General features: G+C 49.7%; 12 protein-coding genes and 1 pseudogene. 12 read left to right on the top strand and 1 reads right to left on the bottom strand.

The annotated features are described in order from the left end of the window. Positions 1-151 precede the first annotated feature (151 nt). The 12 genes and pseudogenes from DWZ60_RS21160 to DWZ60_RS07955 all read left to right on the top strand — a co-directional run bounded on the left by DWZ60_RS21160 (position 152) and on the right by DWZ60_RS07955 (position 15,012). A pseudogene (locus DWZ60_RS21160) lies at positions 152-1,629 on the top strand (alanine/glycine:cation symporter family protein). 117 nt (positions 1,630-1,746) lie between these two features. Further along, complete coding sequence (locus DWZ60_RS08000) at positions 1,747-3,363, top strand: amidohydrolase (protein ID WP_117805124.1); 1,617 nt, start codon at positions 1,747-1,749, stop codon at positions 3,361-3,363. 260 nt (positions 3,364-3,623) lie between these two features. Beyond that, complete coding sequence (locus DWZ60_RS07995; protein ID WP_158565921.1) at positions 3,624-4,262, top strand: metal-dependent hydrolase; 639 nt, start codon at positions 3,624-3,626, stop codon at positions 4,260-4,262. A 255-nt stretch (positions 4,263-4,517) separates the two neighbouring features. Then, positions 4,518-5,606 (top strand): AfsR/SARP family transcriptional regulator, encoded by a 1,089-nt coding sequence (locus tag DWZ60_RS07990; protein WP_119188831.1) that lies wholly within the window; start codon positions 4,518-4,520, stop codon positions 5,604-5,606. Continuing rightward, positions 5,603-5,776: a hypothetical protein gene (locus tag DWZ60_RS17280; RefSeq protein WP_158576359.1), complete on the top strand. Its 174-nt coding sequence runs from the start codon at positions 5,603-5,605 to the stop codon at positions 5,774-5,776. The genes DWZ60_RS07990 and DWZ60_RS17280 overlap by 4 nt, the downstream gene beginning before the upstream one ends. After that, positions 5,773-6,123 carry a winged helix-turn-helix domain-containing protein gene (locus DWZ60_RS07985; RefSeq protein WP_117805121.1) on the top strand — a complete coding sequence of 117 codons (351 nt, stop codon included), beginning with the start codon at positions 5,773-5,775 and terminating at the stop codon, positions 6,121-6,123. The genes DWZ60_RS17280 and DWZ60_RS07985 overlap by 4 nt, the downstream gene beginning before the upstream one ends. A 167-nt stretch (positions 6,124-6,290) precedes the next feature. Further along, the gene (locus DWZ60_RS07980) at positions 6,291-8,009 is read left to right on the top strand and encodes a phospho-sugar mutase (protein WP_055225852.1); all 1,719 of its coding nucleotides are present in this window, start codon (positions 6,291-6,293) and stop codon (positions 8,007-8,009) included. 108 nt (positions 8,010-8,117) lie between these two features. Further along, the gene (locus DWZ60_RS07975; RefSeq protein WP_118659912.1) at positions 8,118-10,307 is read left to right on the top strand and encodes an alpha-galactosidase; all 2,190 of its coding nucleotides are present in this window, start codon (positions 8,118-8,120) and stop codon (positions 10,305-10,307) included. A 12-nt stretch (positions 10,308-10,319) separates the two neighbouring features. Beyond that, the gene (locus DWZ60_RS07970) at positions 10,320-11,321 is read left to right on the top strand and encodes a substrate-binding domain-containing protein (RefSeq protein WP_055266843.1); all 1,002 of its coding nucleotides are present in this window, start codon (positions 10,320-10,322) and stop codon (positions 11,319-11,321) included. Between the two features lie 306 nt (positions 11,322-11,627). Beyond that, positions 11,628-12,650, top strand: a complete 1,023-nt coding sequence (locus DWZ60_RS07965) for a glycoside hydrolase family 130 protein (RefSeq protein ID WP_118659910.1) — start codon at positions 11,628-11,630, stop codon at positions 12,648-12,650. Positions 12,651-12,668: 18 nt separating this feature from the next. Continuing rightward, entirely contained in the window at positions 12,669-13,847 is a 1,179-nt protein-coding gene (locus DWZ60_RS07960) for an AGE family epimerase/isomerase (protein WP_119221482.1), read from the top strand. Further along, a complete protein-coding gene (locus tag DWZ60_RS07955) occupies positions 13,837-15,012 on the top strand; it encodes a glycoside hydrolase family 130 protein (RefSeq protein WP_022461807.1) in 1,176 nt (391 codons plus the stop codon). Before DWZ60_RS07960 ends, DWZ60_RS07955 begins: the two co-directional genes overlap by 11 nt. 149 nt (positions 15,013-15,161) lie before the next feature. On the opposite strand, the gene DWZ60_RS07950 is transcribed toward DWZ60_RS07955, so the two are convergent. Continuing rightward, positions 15,162-17,219: an ATP-binding protein gene (locus DWZ60_RS07950; RefSeq protein WP_117761368.1), complete on the bottom strand. Its 2,058-nt coding sequence runs from the start codon at positions 17,217-17,219 to the stop codon at positions 15,162-15,164. Positions 17,220-17,422: the final 203 nt, after the last annotated feature.

The raw sequence follows: 17,422 nt of genomic DNA, 5'->3' as shown, positions 1-17,422 counted from the left end.
CGCTGCTCTTTTTATTGTACTGCAGTTGGAACCGTGACAAAAGGTCCAGGGGTGGAAATCTGTTTGGTTGGAGAACGAAAGACGAAACGGGTGTTACAGGATACGTCTGAAGAAAACTGTTGCCGGAAAAGAAAAAAGGGAGGATTTTGACATGATAGCATTTCTTAACTGGCTGGACGGTGTCCTTTGGGGCGTGCCGCTGATCGCGCTGATGATTCTGACCGGTCTGTACTTTACCGTTCGTTCTGGATTTTTCCAGTTCCGTCACTTTGGCTGGATTATGAAGAGAACCGGCGGAAAACTGTTCCAGAAAGAAGACAAAGCAAGTGAAGGAAAGGGTATGCTTTCCTCGTTTGAGGCGATTTCGACCGCTATCGGCGGTACCGTAGGATTCGGTAATATCGCCGGTGTTGCAACTGCAGTTGCAGCAGGCGGCCCGGGAGCCATTATGTGGATGTGGCTTTCGTCTCTGCTTGGTATGATATTAAAACAGGTTGAGGTTACCCTCGGCTGCTACTACCGTCACACCAACGAAAAAGGTGAGTACTACGGCGGTCCGACTTACTACATGGAGTGCGGACTTGGCGAGGAGCGCCACTGGGGCAAGCTGTGGCTGATCCCGGCGCTCATCTTCGGCATCGGTATTTTCTCCACCTTCTTCGTAACCTCTTCCAACCTGACCGCATCTCAGGTCGTAGCCGGTGCGTTCGGTATTGAGAATATCAATCTTGGAAGCTTCAAAGTAGAAGGCGTTATCGTGATGGGCGTTCTGCTCTGCATTCTGACCTATGTCGTTACAAGCGGCGGTACGAAGAAAATCGCAAGTCTGTTCAGCAAGCTCGTTCCATTTATGAGCGTTCTTTATATCTTGATGGGAATTGGCATGATCATCATCAACATCAACCGCGTTCCTGGCGTATTTGCAGCATCGTAACAAACGCATTTACCGGAACAGCAGCGATCGGCGGTTTTGCCGGCTGCGCAGTCAGCGAGATTATCCGTGTGGGTATGGCGCGTTCCGTATACTCCAATGAGGCTGGATGGGGTACTTCTCCAATGATCCATGCTTCCGCAAAAACACCGCATCCGGTAGAGCAGGGTCTGTGGGGATCTTTCGAGGTATTCTTTGATACCATGGTTATCTGTACGATCACCGCACTTTCCGTTATCTTAAGCGGAAACTGGACCGACGGAACGAACGGCGGAACACTTGCTTTAAGTGCATTTGCAAGCGGATTCGGCAAATTTGGAAGCATCCTTCTGGCAGTCATCATGGTCATTTTCACTGTAACGACTTCCGGCGGATGGTTCACCTACTATCTGGCAATTCTGGAGCATCTGTATAAAAAAGAAGGCAAGATGAAAGATATCGTCATGAAAATCTTCTACGCAGTCCGCGCTCTGCCGGGCGTACTGTGGACGATCTATCTGGTAAAGACAAACAACCAGGGCTTTATCTGGACTGTCGTTGATATCACATCTGCGATCCCGACCTTCGTCAACGTAGCAGTGATCCTGATTCTCTCGAACCAGTATTTCAAACTGCTGAAAGACTACAAAGCAAGAAACTTCGGCCAGGGCACGGTAGACAAGAACGCCTGCCTGTTCTACGAAGAGAAAACGAAATAAAAAATATTCAAAAGCGAATCCAGACACGCATGAGAATAGCGTGTCTGAATTTGTATATTGCGCAAATGGGCAGAAAAGAATAGAATCAAATTTAGATGACAGTAGGAGGATAATGATATGAAAACAATTTACAAAAACGGAGCTGTCTACACCGGAAAACTGCCGCTTGTCGAAGCGTTTGCAGTAGAAGACGGCAAATTTGTTTTCGCCGGAAGCAGCGCAGAGGCAGATGCCCTTGCAGCAGCCGGCGACAAAGTTGTAGACCTCGGCGGAAAATTCGTCTGCAGCGGTTTTAACGACAGCCATATGCACCTTTTAAATTACGGAAGCTCCCTGCTGAAAGCGCAGCTTGCCGCACATACCGAAAGCCTGGAAGATATGCTCGCCTGCCTCGACACCTTCCAGAAAGAGCATCCGCGAAAAGACGGCGCATGGCTGATGGGCCGCGGCTGGAATCAGGATTACTTCACGGACGTGGACCGCATGCCGAACCGCTACGATCTTGACCGCGTATCAACTGAAGTTCCGATCTGCGCGACGAGAGCGTGCGGCCACTGCCTCGTAGTCAACAGCAAAGCGCTGGAACTCCTCGGCGTCACCGCAGATACCCCGCAGCCGGAGGGCGGAGAGATCGGTATGGAAAACGGTGAGCCGGACGGAAGATTCTTCGACAATGCAATGGAACCGGTTTACGACAGCATTCCGGTGCCGAGCAAAGAGGAAATCAAAGATATGATCCGCAGCGCCTGCAAAGCCCTGAACAGCTACGGCGTCACCAGCAGCCAGAGTGATGATTACTGCGTTTACCGCGCCGTTCCGTGGCAGACCGTCAACGAAGCATACAAAGAACTCGAGGATTCCGGCGAGCTGACCGTCCGCGTTTACGAGCAGAGCAACTTTACCGATCTGGAATCCTTAAAAGGTTTCGTTGAGGCTGGAAATGTGACCGGCATCGGCACAGACCGCTTTAAAATCGGCCCGCTGAAAATGCTCGGCGACGGCGCACTCGGTGCGAGAACAGCATTCCTCAGTCGCCCATACGCAGACGACCCGTCCACCTGCGGAATCCCGGTATTCACCCAGGAAACCATGGATGAGATGATCGGCTACGCCAATGCACACGGCATGCAGGCTGCAGTTCACACGATCGGTGATGCGTGCCTCGACCGCGTGTTAAGTGCCTATGAAAAAGCCCTTGCTGAAAACCCGAGAGAAGATCACCGCCACGGCATCGTGCACTGCCAGATCACAAGAGCCGATCAGCTTGAAAAAATCGCGAAAATGCATCTTCACGTTTACGCACAGAGCATCTTCCTCGATTACGATAACCATATCGTAGAGGAGCGCGTCGGCAAAGAGCTTGCGAGCACAAGCTACAGCTGGAAGACGCTGATGAATAACGGCGTCTCCGTCAGCAACGGAACTGACTGCCCGGTAGAGCTGCCGGATGCCCTCGCCTGCATGCAGTGCGCTGTCACAAGAACAACGCTGCGCGACCATGTCGGCCCGTACCTGCCGGATCAGAAATTCACCGTACAGGAAGCACTCGACAGTTACACGATCCGCAGTGCCGAGGCAAGTTTCGAGGAGAACGTGAAAGGCCAGATCGCAGAAGGCATGATGGCAGACTTCGTCGTACTGGGTCAGAATCCGTTTGAGGTGGATGAGAGCACGATCAAAGACATTCCGGTGTGCCGGACGTATCTTGCTGGTGAACTGGTATATGAAGCATAAAGATATAACTCAAATGAGCGATAAATGTCAAATGAAAATTCATACAATGAAGGGAAAAACGTGAAATAAGATAACCTGGAAATAGTATGGAATAAAGGCAGAAACAGAGGAGAACCTCCTGCGGCGATAAACGGTCGCAGGAGGTTCTTTTTTGATCCTGATAGGACCATACGGTCGTAAAAGAATCGAACAAATGGTTGCATAAAAGGGCGGGAATGTGCTATGATAAAGGAAATTTTACGAAAGGAAAAAACAGACAAATGCTTGGAAGAACACATTTTTTTATTGGAACAGCAGCGGCACTTGCTGTTTTACAGCCGCAGACGGTTCCCGCGCTTGTGGCCGGTGCCGGGGCTGCCGCGATCGGCGGTTTGATCAGTGACATTGATGTCGGCACTTCACAGGCGCACCGCGATGCCGATAAGATTATTACGGCAACAGTTGCAGTTGCGGTGCTCACAATTCTTGCGGAGTATAAACTGAATCTTGGAATTTACCGCCGCCTCACAAGCGACAGCAGCGTGCTGCGTCTCCTCACCGGAACGGCAGCATTTTTGCTGATCTGCGCCTATGGGAAACAGCAGCCGCACCGCTCCTTCATGCATTCATTTGCGGCGCTGGCATTGCTGACGGCGTGCGTGGACATCATCTACCCGGATGCGTCCGCTTATTTTACCGTGGGCTTTCTGTCCCATCTGGTGCTCGATTTTTTCAACCGGAAACCGGAAAAGCTGTTCTGGCCCTGGAAGAAGGGATTCTGCCTCGGATTCTGCTCAGCACGGGGACTTGTGAACCGCGCACTGCTCGGGTGCGGCATGGTATCTCTTGCTGTAGTACTGGTGCTCTCGGCGCCTGCAGGGCGGCTGATGGCTAAAATCATGCGGGCAATTTACGGATGAGATGGGATTGACAAAAAGATAACAAGACAAAAGAAGAAAAAGCAGGAATTTTTCGGTGTTAAAGTTAATATTTTATACATTTTATAGTAGGATTTTTGATTAAAATGATGTAAAATAGAAAACAGAAATCCGGCGTCCGTAATTGTTTTTGAAATGAACGAACAGGGAACCGCCGGCCCGTTACCGCAGCCGATTGCGGAGCGCAGCGCAACCGACCACAGAGATTAGAGCACAACAGGCAATACAGGAGTTAGTATGAACGAAGAAATGAAAAACCAAACAGAACAGTTACCGCTTTTAAAAGTACACATGATGGGAAGTTTTTTCCTGGAGTACGGCGACCAGCCGATTTCCTTCCGGAAAACAATGGCAACAAAATCGATGAGACTTCTGCAGATTTTCCTCTATAACAAGGACAATGGAATTTCCAGAGGAAGACTGTTGGAGAGCACATACGGAAGAGAAGATGTGGCGGACGCGGCAAACAGCCTGCGTGTCGGCGTACATCGCCTGAAAAGAAGCCTTGTCGAGGCAGGACTTCCGCAGTTTGAGTACATTTATACACAGAAAGGCGTTTACCACTGGACCAGCCCGATGCCGGTCGAGGTAGATGCGATTGATATCAAAAATAAGATCCTGGAAGCAGGAAAAGAGACGGACGAGAAAGCGCGCATGGATCAGATGATCGAAGCACTGGAGCTGTACACCGGAGAGTTCCTTGCAGATTTCGGCGAGGAAGAGTGGGTACAGGCGGAGCGCGCGCAGCTGAAAAAAGTATATTCCGATGCACTGAAAGAAGTAAGTGAGTATCTTCTGAAAAACGAGGAGTTCGATGAGCTGCAGAAACTGACTTCTGTTGCTTCCGAACTGTATCCGTTCGACGAGTGGCAGGCAGTCCAGATGCAGGCGCTGATCGGCCTGGAGAGATACAAAGAGGCCATGAAACTGTACGAGCAGACCTCGAAACATTACTTTGAAGAGCTTGGCGTTACACCGAGCGAGAAACTGGTGGAGCAGTACCGCTATCTGGGAAGCCGCATGGGCAGCAGACACCGCGTGATCGAAGAGGTACAGGCAGATCTTCAGGAGAGCCCGGGAGAAAAGGGCGGAGCATTCTTCTGTTCCCTCGCCGGATTCCGTGACTGCTACCGACTTGTTTACCGTATGTCCGAGCTGAACGGACAGATGCCGTGGCTGATGCTGTGCACCATTACAGACGGAAAAGGTTACCCGGCAAAAGGCGGTCCGCGCCTTGACCGTATGTCCGAAAAGCTGCTTGAGGTAATGAAACGCAGCCTGCGTCATTCCGATTTTTTGCAAAATACAGCCCGTCCCAGTATGTGATTCTGCTGCAGGGCGGCAGCCAGAGAGGATGCGAACTCGTCTACAAGAGAATCAGCGAGCGCTTCTCCGAGGAGAAAAAAGGCTGGGCAAAGAATCTGAAATACAGTGCACTGCCGGCAATTCAGATCGAAAAAGAGCTTGAGTTCTTAGAAGGAGACGATGTTTTATGATTCGCGTACAGCTGCTTGGAAGATTCCGCATGTACGATGAAACACGCTGCCTCAACGAGGAAGCGATTCATTCCCCGATGATCACAAAGCTGCTGGTTTATATGATCTGCAACAAAAACCACATCGTAACACTGGAACAGTTAACCGAAGCACTCTGGACGGATGAGGAGAGTGAAAATCCGTACGGAGCACTGAAAAATATGATGTACCGTCTGCGCGGAACGCTGCGGAAGGTATGGCCGGTTAAGAGAGGATCATGCCTGCTATATGAAGGCTGTCATGGAACTGACGAAAAGCCTGGAGCACCGCAGACCGCAAAGGAAAAGTACAGGTTCTCAGTGATCTAAAAGAGCTTTATCAGGAACCAAGAGAATTAGAAAAAATAAATTAATTTTTAAGTTGACAGCAGACTAAACAAATGGTAACTTTAAGCTGTGATGAAACGAGCTTAAATCCAGAAAAAGTCTGCTGTCTTAAGTTAAATAAAGTACAACAGACAGGGAGGATAACAAACATGAGTTACAGAGAAGTATATGAAAAATGGTGCAATGATCCATATTTTGATGAGGCATCCAGAGAAGAGCTGAAAGCACTCGAAGGAAATGAGGCAGAAATCGAAGACCGTTTCTACCGTCAGCTTGAGTTCGGTACCGGCGGACTCCGCGGTGTCATCGGAGCGGGTACCAACCGCATGAACATCTACACCGTACGCCAGGCAACCCAGGGCCTTGCCAACTACATCATTTCCCAGAACGGACAGGAAAAAGGCGTAGCCATCGCACACGATTCCAGAAGAATGTCTCCGGAATTCGCACGCGAAGCAGCACTCTGCCTGAATGCAAACGGAATCAAAACGTATCTGTTCGAGTCCCTGCGCCCGACACCGGAGCTTTCTTTTGCTGTCCGTGAATTCGGCTGCATTTCCGGTATCGTCATTACCGCAAGCCACAACCCGAGAGAGTACAACGGATACAAAGTATACTGGGAGGACGGCGCACAGATTACACCGCCGCACGACAAAAACATTCTCGCAGAGGTAGCAAAAGTAACCGAGTTTTCTGCCGTTAAAACGATGGAAGAAGATGATGCAAGAGCAGAAGGCCTGTTCCAGGTCATCGGAACCGATTTTGATGACCGTTACGTTGCAAAATTAAAAGAGCAGAGCATTCATCCGGAAATCATCAAAGATGCGGCAAAAGATATGAAGATCGTCTACACACCGCTTCACGGAACCGGAAATGTGCCGGTACGCCGCGTTCTGCGCGAGCTTGGCTTTAATCAGGTTTACGTTGTAAAAGAGCAGAAAGTGCCGGACGGAAACTTCCCGACGGTGGCTTACCCGAACCCGGAAGACGAGAAAGCATGGACACTGGCGCTGAAACTGGCAAAAGAAGTAGACGCTGACATCATCCTTGCAACCGACCCTGATGCAGATCGTCTCGGCGTTTATGCAAAAGACAGCAAGACCGGCGAGTACGTAAGCTTCACCGGAAACATGTCCGGTATGCTGATCGCAGAGTATATTCTGCGTGAGCGCACCAAGAACGGAACCATGCCGGAGAACCCGGCACTCGTTGAGACGATTGTTACGACCGATATGGCAAAAGCAATCGCAAAAGCTTATAACGTGGCACTGATCGAGGTTCTGACCGGATTCAAATACATCGGCGAGCAGATCAAATTTTTTGAGCAGAGCGGTGCACACAATTATGTATTTGGTCTGGAAGAGAGCTATGGCTGCCTGGCCGGAACATATGCAAGAGATAAAGATGCCTGCGTGGCAGTTATGATGCTCTGCGAGGTTGCTGCATACTACAAACAGCAGGGCAAAACACTGTGGGATGCCATGGTGGATATGTACGAGGAGTACGGCTACTACAAAGAGGGTCTTGCAACGATGACCTTAAAAGGTATCGACGGTGCAAAAGAGATCCAGACCATGATGACCAACTTCCGTGAGAACCCGCCAAAAGAGCTGGGCGGTTTCCAGGTTCTTGCCGTACGCGATTACAAAGCAGATGTACGCCAGGATCTCGTAAGCGGAGAGAAGAGCGCGACCGGACTTCCGTCCTCCAACGTTCTTTACTATGAGCTGGAAAACAACGCATGGTGCTGTGTGCGCCCATCCGGTACTGAGCCGAAGATCAAATTCTATTTCGGCGTAAAAGGCACATCCCTTGAAGATGCAGCCGAGAAACTGGAAAAATTAAAAAATGCAATGGTAACTGCTTAAACGCTGTGTGATATAGAAACAAAAAAAAGGCCTCAGCCCGGCGGGTGAGGTCTTTTTGTACAAAAATCGGCCCGGCGGATCAAGCTTACCTGAAATAAGGAGAAGAAAATGGCGATTTTATATTATGATGAGAAAAAGCTTTTTCAGTTAAATACAGAGAATACGACGTATGTGATCGGCCTGAGCCCGGAAGGCTACGTCGGACATGTTTACTACGGACCCCTTCTGCACGGAGAGCCGGATCTGTATCCGCTCCGCATGGATGAGCCGCCGTTCACCCCGTCCGTCAATAAGAGAGAGAAATCTTCGTTCCTCGACCGTTTTCCAATGGAATACCCGACCGGAGGAGTCGGCGATTACCGTGAGAGCTGTCTGAATATAAGAAATGCACAGGGCCGTATGGGATGTGAGATTTTCTTTGATTCCTATGAAATTTTCAAAGGAAAACGCCCGCTGACCGGTCTTCCGGCTTCTTTTGGAACCGAGGACGAAGTAGAAACTCTGGAAATCACCTGCAAAGATCCTGTTCTTGATCTTGTTGTTGTCCTTTCCTACTCTGTTTTTACAAAAGAAAACGTTATCACCCGAAGTGTCCGCGTGAAAAATGAAGGCAGTGAAGCGCTGAAGGTAGAGAAAATCTACAGTGCCTGCCTCGATATGGACAACGAAGACTTTGAGATGCTTTCTCTTCATGGATCCTGGGGAAGAGAACGCCACATCCAGCAGGGTGCGCTCCGTTACGGAAAACAGCTCGTTTCCTCCGGAAAAGGAGAGTCCAGCCATCAGGAGCACCCGTTTGTGGCCCTGGTGACACCGGGAACGGATCAGGAGCGCGGCGAGGTTTACGCAATGCACTTCGTATATTCCGGCAACTTTATCGGACAGGTGGAAAGATGCCAGTTTGATACCGTTCGTATGGTCATGGGTATCAACCAGGAGGAGTTCTGCTGGAATTTAAAAGCCGGCGATGAATTCCAGGCGCCGGAGGTTGTTATGGTCTACTCTGCCGAGGGACTTGGCAAAATGACGCGTTCCTACCATGCATTTTATCGCAGACATATGATCCGCAGCCCGTACAACCACAAAAAACGCCCGATTCTGATTAACAACTGGGAAGCAACTTACTTTGATTTTGATACCGATAAACTCCTCGATATCGCAAGAGAGGCAAAAAAAGACGGCATCGAGATGCTTGTTATGGATGACGGCTGGTTCGGAAAACGAAATAAAGACGATTCTTCCCTCGGTGACTGGGTTGTCAACGAAGAGAAGATCAAAGGCGGCCTGAAAAATCTGGTTGACAAAGTGAATGAAATCGGTCTTGAATTCGGTATCTGGTTCGAGCCGGAGATGATCTCCCCGGACTCTGATCTCTACAGAGAGCACCCGGAATGGGCGATTCAGATTCCGGGAAGAGAAGCGACTGAGATCCGCTGCCAGTACGTGCTGGATCTCTCCCGCCCGGAAGTGCAGGATTATGCGTATGAATGTGTGGCAAAAATCCTGCGCAGTGCAAACATCAAATACGTGAAATGGGATATGAACCGTCAGTTAAGCGACCTGGGAAGCACCTACCTGGACAAAGATTCCCAGCAGGAGCTGTTCCACCGCTACGTGCTCGGTATGTATGCGATGCAGGAGCGTCTGGTACAGGAGTTCCCGGATCTGCTTCTGGAGAACTGCTCCGGCGGCGGTGCACGTTTCGATCCTGGAATGCTTTACTACAGCCCGCAGATCTGGTGCTCCGACGACACCGATGCGATTGAGCGTCTGGAAATCCAGGAGGGAACAGCCCTCATTTACCCGCTCTGCTCAATGGGTGCACACGTCAGCGTATGCCCGAACCACACGGTTGGCCGTGTAACTCCGTTTACAACGAGAGGCCATGTGGCACTGGCCGGAACGTTCGGCTATGAGCTTGATATCACAAAACTGCCGGAAGAAGAGAGAAAGCTGATTCCGGAGCAGACCGCAATGTATCACAAATATCATGAACTGATCCGCGAGGGAGAGTATTACCGTATTCTTTCCTGTCGTGAAAACCACAGATCCGACTGCTGGGCAGTAGCATCGGAGGATAAAAGCGAAGTGCTTGTGACCTACGTACAGGTGCTGGCACAGGCAAATATGCCGTCCCGCAAGGTTCGCCTGCGCGGCTTTGATCCGGCGAAAAAATATCGTCTGGAGGGAACCGATGAGGTTTACAGCGGCGAGATGCTGATGAATGCCGGTTTCCGGATGAAAGATTTCTGGGGTGATTTCGTCAGCAGACTGTATCACTTTGTTGCAGTAGACTAAGGAGCAACGGATATGGCAAAAGTAAGATTGGCAGATATTGCAAAGGTGGCGGGCGTCAGCGCCGTCACCGTGCATAACGCGATTACAGGACAGAAAGGGGTCAGCGATGAGATGCGCGCCCGGATTCTGGAAATTGCAAAGGAAATGGGGTACCGCCAGCCGGGAAGCGGAGCGAGAAATACACAGGGAAAAAGCCTGCGCTGCATCGGAGTGGTGATTCCGGAACGGTATCTGGCAGAGTATACGACATTTTACTGGAAAATGTATCAGGAGATGGCACTGGCGGCGACGGAAAAGAGCTGTATGGTGACCGTGGAGATCCTGAAACAGGAGATGGAAGATGAGATGATCGTGCCGTGCATCGCCAAGGAGCAGACCGTCGATGCGCTGATCCTTATGGGAGACACGAGCCGCGATTACATCCACTATCTGAAGAAAAACGTGGATCTTCCGATCGTATTTCTGGATTTCTACGACAATGAGCTGGCAAAAGATGCCGTGATCGCAGATAACTTTCACGGAATGTATCTGATGACGGAATACCTGTATGAGCATGGCCTGACCAAGCTGGCTTTTGTAGGTTCGATTCATTTTTCCAGCAGTATCATGGATCGGTACTGCGGTTTTTCCAAGGCTGTTCTGGAACACCGCGATGTGACACCGGCGGAATGGATTCTGGAGGACCGTGATGAGCGGGGCCAGATCGAAATTCATCTCCCGGAACAGATGCCGGAAGCGTTCGTCTGCAACTGCGACCTGACCGCCGGCCTTCTGATGCTCGAGCTGGAAAAACGCGGCATCTCCGTGCCGGAGGATGTTTCCGTTGTCGGCTTCGACAATTACCTGTATCCGGGTTTCCCGGATCTCAAGATCACTTCGTATGAGATCAATACGAAGGCGATGGTAAAAGTAGCGCTCGAAAAAGCGCTGAAGCAGATCCGCGGCGCGGCATCCGGCAAAAATATGGAAATTGTCTCCGGACAGCTGGTGCCGAAAGAGAGCGTAAAGCTTTGATTTTTATAACTGAATTATAAATTAAGAAACGGGGCATTTTGAAATGCCCCGTTTTTGTACATATTACACAACAAAGTCACTTAAAAATTGACAGTATCTAACGGAACTTATTTTTTTAAGTGATTTCCAGTTGAAAAATTAATCATCTATGTTAAAATTAAGCTAAAGGACTGGGCGTGAGGGTGATAAAACACGGCGGTTCGGAGAAAAAAGAATGAAAAAACAAGATTCTGTCCACTAACAGAAACTTAAAAAAACAAAGTACAACTCATAAACAAACAATATTTTTCATGGAGGTTTCAAAAAATGAGCGAAGTTAAAATGATTGGAGATGCTGTCAAAAATATGCCATGGCAGGAAGGCCCGGCTGAGTTTTCCGGTGCACCGGTATGGAGATACAGCGAGAATCCGATCATCGGAAGAAATCCGGTGAAGGAAGTAGCAAGAATCTTCAACAGCGCCGTTATGCCGTACGGCGACGAGTTCATCGGAGTATTCCGTGGTGAGCAGACAAACGGAATCCCGTACATCTACCTTGGAAGAAGCAAAGATGCGATCCACTGGAATTTCGATGAGAACAAAATCCAGTTCGTTGACGAAGAAGGCAAACCGTTCATGCCGGTTTACGCATATGACCCGCGTCTTGTAAAAGTAGAAGATACCTACTACATCATCTGGTGCCAGGACTTCTACGGTGCAGCCATCGGAATGGCAAAAACAAAAGATTTTGAAACCTTCGTACGTGTGGAGAATCCATTCCTTCCATTCAACAGAAATGCCGTTCTCTTCCCGAGAAAAATTAACGGCAACTTCGTGATGCTGTCCCGTCCAAGCGACAGCGGCCACACACCGTTCGGTGACATCTTCCTGTCCGAGAGCCCGGATATGCTGTACTGGGGCAAACACCGCCACGTCATGAGCAAGAGCCCGGAGTGGTGGGAGTCCTTAAAGATCGGCGGCGGCGCAGCTCCGATTGAGACCAACGAAGGATGGCTGCTGTTCTACCACGGTGTAAGCGGCACCTGCAATGGCTATGTATACAGCATCGGCGGCGCAATCCTCGACAAAGAGAATCCGTCCATCGTAAAATACCGCTGCCAGAACTTCCTTCTGACACCGGAAGAGTGGTATGAGGAGAGAGGCTTCGTTCCGAACGTAACCTTCCCGTGCGCAACCATTCACGATGCAGAGACCGGAAAGATCGCGATCTACTACGGCGCAGCCGATACGTATGTAGGACTGGCATTCACAACCGTAGATCTGATTGTAGATTATATCAAGAAAAACAGTGTCGTACGCGAGTCTGACACCGAAATTGGAAGAAGATAAGAAAGAAGGAAAGAAAAGATGCAGTCTTTGGCAAAGGAAGTAAAGCAGGAGCTTACTGGACGGATCATTCCGTTCTGGGAGGGCTTAAGAGATGAGGAATACGGCGGATTTTACGGCTATCAGGACTTTGATCTGAACGTGCAGAAAACGTATGAGAAGGGCTGCATCTTAAACAGCAGAATTCTCTGGTTTTTCTCGAATGCGTACCTGACCTTAAAGGACGAGAAGCTGCGCGCCGATGCGGAGCATGCGTACCGCTTTATGAAACAGGCGTGTGTGGACCGCGAGTACGGTGGCGTGTTCTGGTCTGTCACCTACGACGGAAAACCGCTCGATACGACAAAGCATACGTACAATCAGGCATTTGCAATTTATGCGCTGTCTACGTATTTTGATGCGACGGGCGACACCGAGGCGCTGGAGCTGGCAAAATCGCTGCAGCAGATCATCGAGACACACTGCACCGACGAGCACGGTTATCTCGAGGCATTTACCCGCGATTTCAAGCCGGAGAGCAATGAAAAGCTCTCGGAGAACGGCGTCATGGCAGAGAAGACCATGAATACGCTGCTGCATGTTTTCGAAGCATATACCGAGCTGTACCGCGTGACAAAGGATCCGTTTACCGGTGACCGTCTCCGCTTTATGATGGATCTCTTCGCGGATAAAGTATACAACAAAGAAAAAGGCCGTCAGGAAGTATTTTTCGACCGGACATGGAATACGCTGATTGATCTGTATTCTTATGGCCATGATATCGAGACTTCCTGGTTGATCGACCGGGGTACAGAAGTGCTCGGCGATCCGGCTTACCGGGAAAAACTGCTGCCGATCACCGGAGAGATTGCGGAAAATATCTACAACACGGCATACAAAAATCATTCGCTGATGAATGAGTGCGAGCGCGGTGTGGATGATACCACAAGAGTCTGGTGGGTACAGGCAGAAGCAGTCGTTGGATTTTTAAATGCATGGCAGAAAAAACCGGAGGAAACAAAGTATCTCGATGCGGCAAAAGACATCTGGGGCTACATCAAGGAATATGTGATCGACAAACGAGAGGGGTCTGAGTGGTTCTGGTGCGTGAATGCAGACGGAAGCCCGATTCATGAGCCGATTGTAGAACCGTGGAAATGCCCGTATCACAATGGACGTATGTGTATGGAAGTAATTGGGAGGTTAAAAGATGCTGAATAAACAGTATTATGTGGAAAAAGCCAAGGTAGACCGCCTTGTGGCAAGAAAGAACACAAAAGCAGATTTTTACAACGGTATTTATGACCGCTATGAGTATCCGGTGCTGACAAGAGAGTTCGCTCCTGTTCACTGGAGATATGATCTGGATGAGGAGACGAATCCGTACTTTATGGAGCGTCTCGGCATCAACGCTGTGATGAACTCCGGCGCGATTTATCTGAATGGAAAGTATTATCTCGTTGTCCGCGTGGAGGGCAATGACAGAAAATCTTTCTTTGCTGTTGCAGAGAGTGATACTGGTATCGACGGATTCCATTTCTGGGATTACCCGGTTGTGCTGCCGGATACCTGCGCAGAGGAAACCAACGTTTATGACATGCGTCTGACCCAGCACGAGGACGGCTGGATTTACGGAGTGTTCTGCTCTGAGAGCAAGGACAAAAACGATCCGGATCTGTCCGCGGCTGTTGCTGAGGCTGGTATCGTAAGAACGAAAGACCTGAAGACCTGGGAGCGTCTGGACAACCTGAAAACCTTACGTTCTCCGCAGCAGAGAAACGTTGTTCTGCATCCGGAGTTCGTAGACGGAAAATATGCCTTCTACACCCGTCCGATGGATGGTTTCATTGAGACCGGAAGCGGCGGAGGAATCGGCTTCGGACTCTGCGATGATATCACACATGCTGTCATCGACGAGGAGAAGATCATCAGCAAACGTATTTATCATACCCTGACCGAGTCCAAAAACGGTGCCGGAGCAGTGCCGATCCGCGGTAAGAAATGCTGGATCAACATTGCACACGGTGTAAGAAATACAGCAGCAGGCCTTCGCTACGTTCTGTATGTCTTCGGTACCGATCTGAACGATCCGTCCAAAGTCATTGCAGAGCCGTCCGGTGTATTCCTGGTTCCGCTTGGAAAAGAGAGAGTCGGAGACGTTTCCAACGTTGTATTTACAAACGGCGCGATTGCGCGTGAGAACGGAGAGGTTTACATCTACTATGCATCCTGCGATACAAGAATGCATGTAGCAACCACCACAATCGACAAACTCGAGGACTATCTGTTCAACACACCGCAGGATCCGCACAGATCCCCGGACTGCGTAAAACAGAGATGCGAGCTGATCTCCAAAAACCTGGAGCTGCTGAAAAACGAGAAATAAAAGCGTCCGCTGCGGCGCATGAAAAAAGGAGCTGTTCTCTTTACGGAAACGCTCCTTTTTTCATGCATATTATTTGTTTTTGGGTTTCTGATCGTCGATGGAAGTTAAAATTCCATAGAAGAAGCGCGGTGCATCGGGATCTGCAAAGGTCATGAAAACCTGGAAAGTGTTTCGAGAAGAACCGAAACGTCAACGGGTTTCGCGATATGGGCGTTCATGCCGGATTCCAGTGCTTTTCGGCGGTCCTCTTCAAACGCGTTTGCCGTCATGGCGACAATCGGGATTTCCCCGCGTTTTCCCGGGAGTGCACGGATCGCTTCTGCGGCCTGATAGCCGTTCATGTTCGGCATCTGAATATCCATCAGAATAACATTGTAATAATCTTCTGGTGCGTTCTGGACTGCTTTTAAGCAGAGGGCGCCGTCTTTTACGTGCTCGGCGTGAATGCCGTTTTCTTCCAGAACGGTGAGTACAATTTCTGCATTCAGGTCATTATCCTCGGCAAGCAGCACGCGTTTTTCGGAAAGCGTCTGCAGGGACTGCTCGAGAATCTCGTCTTTATGCTGGTGAGCCGCAAGCTGTTCTTCGGTCGGAAGTCCAAACGTGAGGCAGACCGTAGTTATTGTTCCGGCACCGAGTTCGCTTTCCACATCGATCGTTCCGCCCATCAGATTCACGAGGGATTTGACGATCGGAAGGCCGAGGCCGGTTCCGGTGATGTGGCTTTCGGTGGAGGAATGTTCTCTTGTAAATTCTTCAAAAATATGCGGCAGATACTCTTTGCTCATGCCGATGCCGTTGTCCTTCACGGTGATGCGGTAGGAGGCAAAGCCCTTCCTTGGTGCCGGTGTCTCTTCGATTTTTACGGAAATTTTTCCGCCCTCCGGCGTATACTTGATGGAGTTGCTGATGATATTCAGCAGAATCTCCCGTATTTTTGTCCGGTCGCAGAGGATGGCATCGTGTTCCACCGTGTTGTAACAGAGATAGGAAAGATTTTTGCTTTTTAACGAAGGCTCAAACACTGCATTCAGGGAATTGATCAGCTCGCTGTAGCTGCCGAGCTCGATTTTCAGCGAGGCCTTACCGCTCTCAATGCGCGCCATCTCAAGCACGTAGTTGATCAGGGAGAGCAGAAAACTGCTGGAGGACTTGATTTTTGCAATGTAGTCGACCGCGCGGTCCTTCTCGTCGATGTGCTTTTCCAGCAGATCCGAGAAACCGATGATGGCATTCATCGGGGTTCGGATGTCGTGGCTCATGTTGAACAGAAAACGTGTTTTTGCTTCGTTGGCAGACTGTGCTTCCTGTACGGCTTTTTCCAGTTCTGCTGCGTGAATCTCGTCTTTATAGCGGCGCATCTGGAACTGCAGAAAACCAATAGAGGCAAGCAGGGAAAGGATGAGTCCGAGTGCAAAGGAAACAAAAACCTGCAGCGGACTGAGCCAGCCGTTTTTCGGTACAATTTCAAAATGCCAGGTGTCGTTCGGCACGGTGCAGAGAACTTCGATGGCATCGGAACGCCGGGAATTGCCGGAGTGTGCGATGGAAACGTGTTCGCCGGTGGCCGGAGAAATTTTCCAGAGTTCGTAGGTGTAGCCGGCTTCTTCCAGTGTATCCAGTTCAATTTCGTTCAGAAACGATTCCCAGTCGAGAACGAGAATCGAAAAGCCCCAGAAGGTCTGGTCACCGTTGGCATCGGTGGTATAAATCGGGTCAAAGAGCAGTGCTCCGATGTCGCCCTGCTGCAGCTCAAACGGTCCTGCAATCGTGTATTCGCCGCTCTCTTTGGCAAGGCGTGCCTCCTGTTTCCGGGCAGGATGCTCGAGCATGTTAAGTCCGAGTGCGGCTTCGTTTCCGCTCATCGGATAAATCAGTGTGACAATGCCGTCCTTTGCAAGCTCATGTGCTTTGATGACATTCTGGTCGTCCTGCATCAGCGAGGAGAGGACGGAAAACTCTTCGTCATTGACGGTATAACCGGCTTCAATCATGTGTTTCATCAGATTGGATTCGGCAAGATAATGGTTTAACTGCGATTTCACGCGGCCGATGGTCGTCTGTGCGGTATAGTCAGCTTTCAGCTTTGCTTCCTTTAACTGATTCTGATACAGAAAAACGGCGCAGAGCTCGACAAGAAAAAATGTAATAAAAAACAGCAGAAGCGCCTGAAATCGAATCTGTTTTTGCGTTAATTTTGTTTTCATATCGGATGCTCATCTAAATTCGTAATATTTCCGGCTTTTTCAGGTGATTTTTTTGAGTAAAAACGAGGCCGGAGTTAAAAATATTATATCGGATTTACCCTGGGATTTCAATAAAAGAAGCGTTAAGTTTGAAAGAGAACGGGATGAAATGAATGGGAAATGTAATGCATAAGAAGAAAATTGCCAGAATGGGCGGAGAATGG

It is taken from the genome of Blautia sp. AF34-10 (assembly GCF_003477865.1).
GTDB lineage: Bacteria > Bacillota > Clostridia > Lachnospirales > Lachnospiraceae > Fusicatenibacter > Fusicatenibacter saccharivorans.
The sequence above is the reverse complement of the archived record's forward strand: the minus strand, read 5'-3'. Positions and strand labels throughout refer to the sequence as shown.

Excerpts from the sequence above, each read along its gene's own strand:
- DWZ60_RS07990 (WP_119188831.1), top strand. The coding sequence starts at position 4,518 with ATGAACGAAGAAATGAAAAACCAAACAGAACAGTTACCGCTTTTAAAA.
- DWZ60_RS07970 (WP_055266843.1), top strand. The coding sequence starts at position 10,320 with ATGGCAAAAGTAAGATTGGCAGATATTGCAAAGGTGGCGGGCGTCAGC.
- DWZ60_RS07965 (WP_118659910.1), top strand. The coding sequence starts at position 11,628 with ATGAGCGAAGTTAAAATGATTGGAGATGCTGTCAAAAATATGCCATGG.
- DWZ60_RS07975 (WP_118659912.1), top strand. The coding sequence starts at position 8,118 with ATGGCGATTTTATATTATGATGAGAAAAAGCTTTTTCAGTTAAATACA.
- DWZ60_RS07950 (WP_117761368.1), bottom strand. The coding sequence starts at position 17,219 with ATGAAAACAAAATTAACGCAAAAACAGATTCGATTTCAGGCGCTTCTG.
- DWZ60_RS08000 (WP_117805124.1), top strand. The coding sequence starts at position 1,747 with ATGAAAACAATTTACAAAAACGGAGCTGTCTACACCGGAAAACTGCCG.
- DWZ60_RS07980 (WP_055225852.1), top strand. The coding sequence starts at position 6,291 with ATGAGTTACAGAGAAGTATATGAAAAATGGTGCAATGATCCATATTTT.
- DWZ60_RS07985 (WP_117805121.1), top strand. The coding sequence starts at position 5,773 with ATGATTCGCGTACAGCTGCTTGGAAGATTCCGCATGTACGATGAAACA.
- DWZ60_RS07955 (WP_022461807.1), top strand. The coding sequence starts at position 13,837 with ATGCTGAATAAACAGTATTATGTGGAAAAAGCCAAGGTAGACCGCCTT.
- DWZ60_RS07960 (WP_119221482.1), top strand. The coding sequence starts at position 12,669 with ATGCAGTCTTTGGCAAAGGAAGTAAAGCAGGAGCTTACTGGACGGATC.
- DWZ60_RS07995 (WP_158565921.1), top strand. The coding sequence starts at position 3,624 with ATGCTTGGAAGAACACATTTTTTTATTGGAACAGCAGCGGCACTTGCT.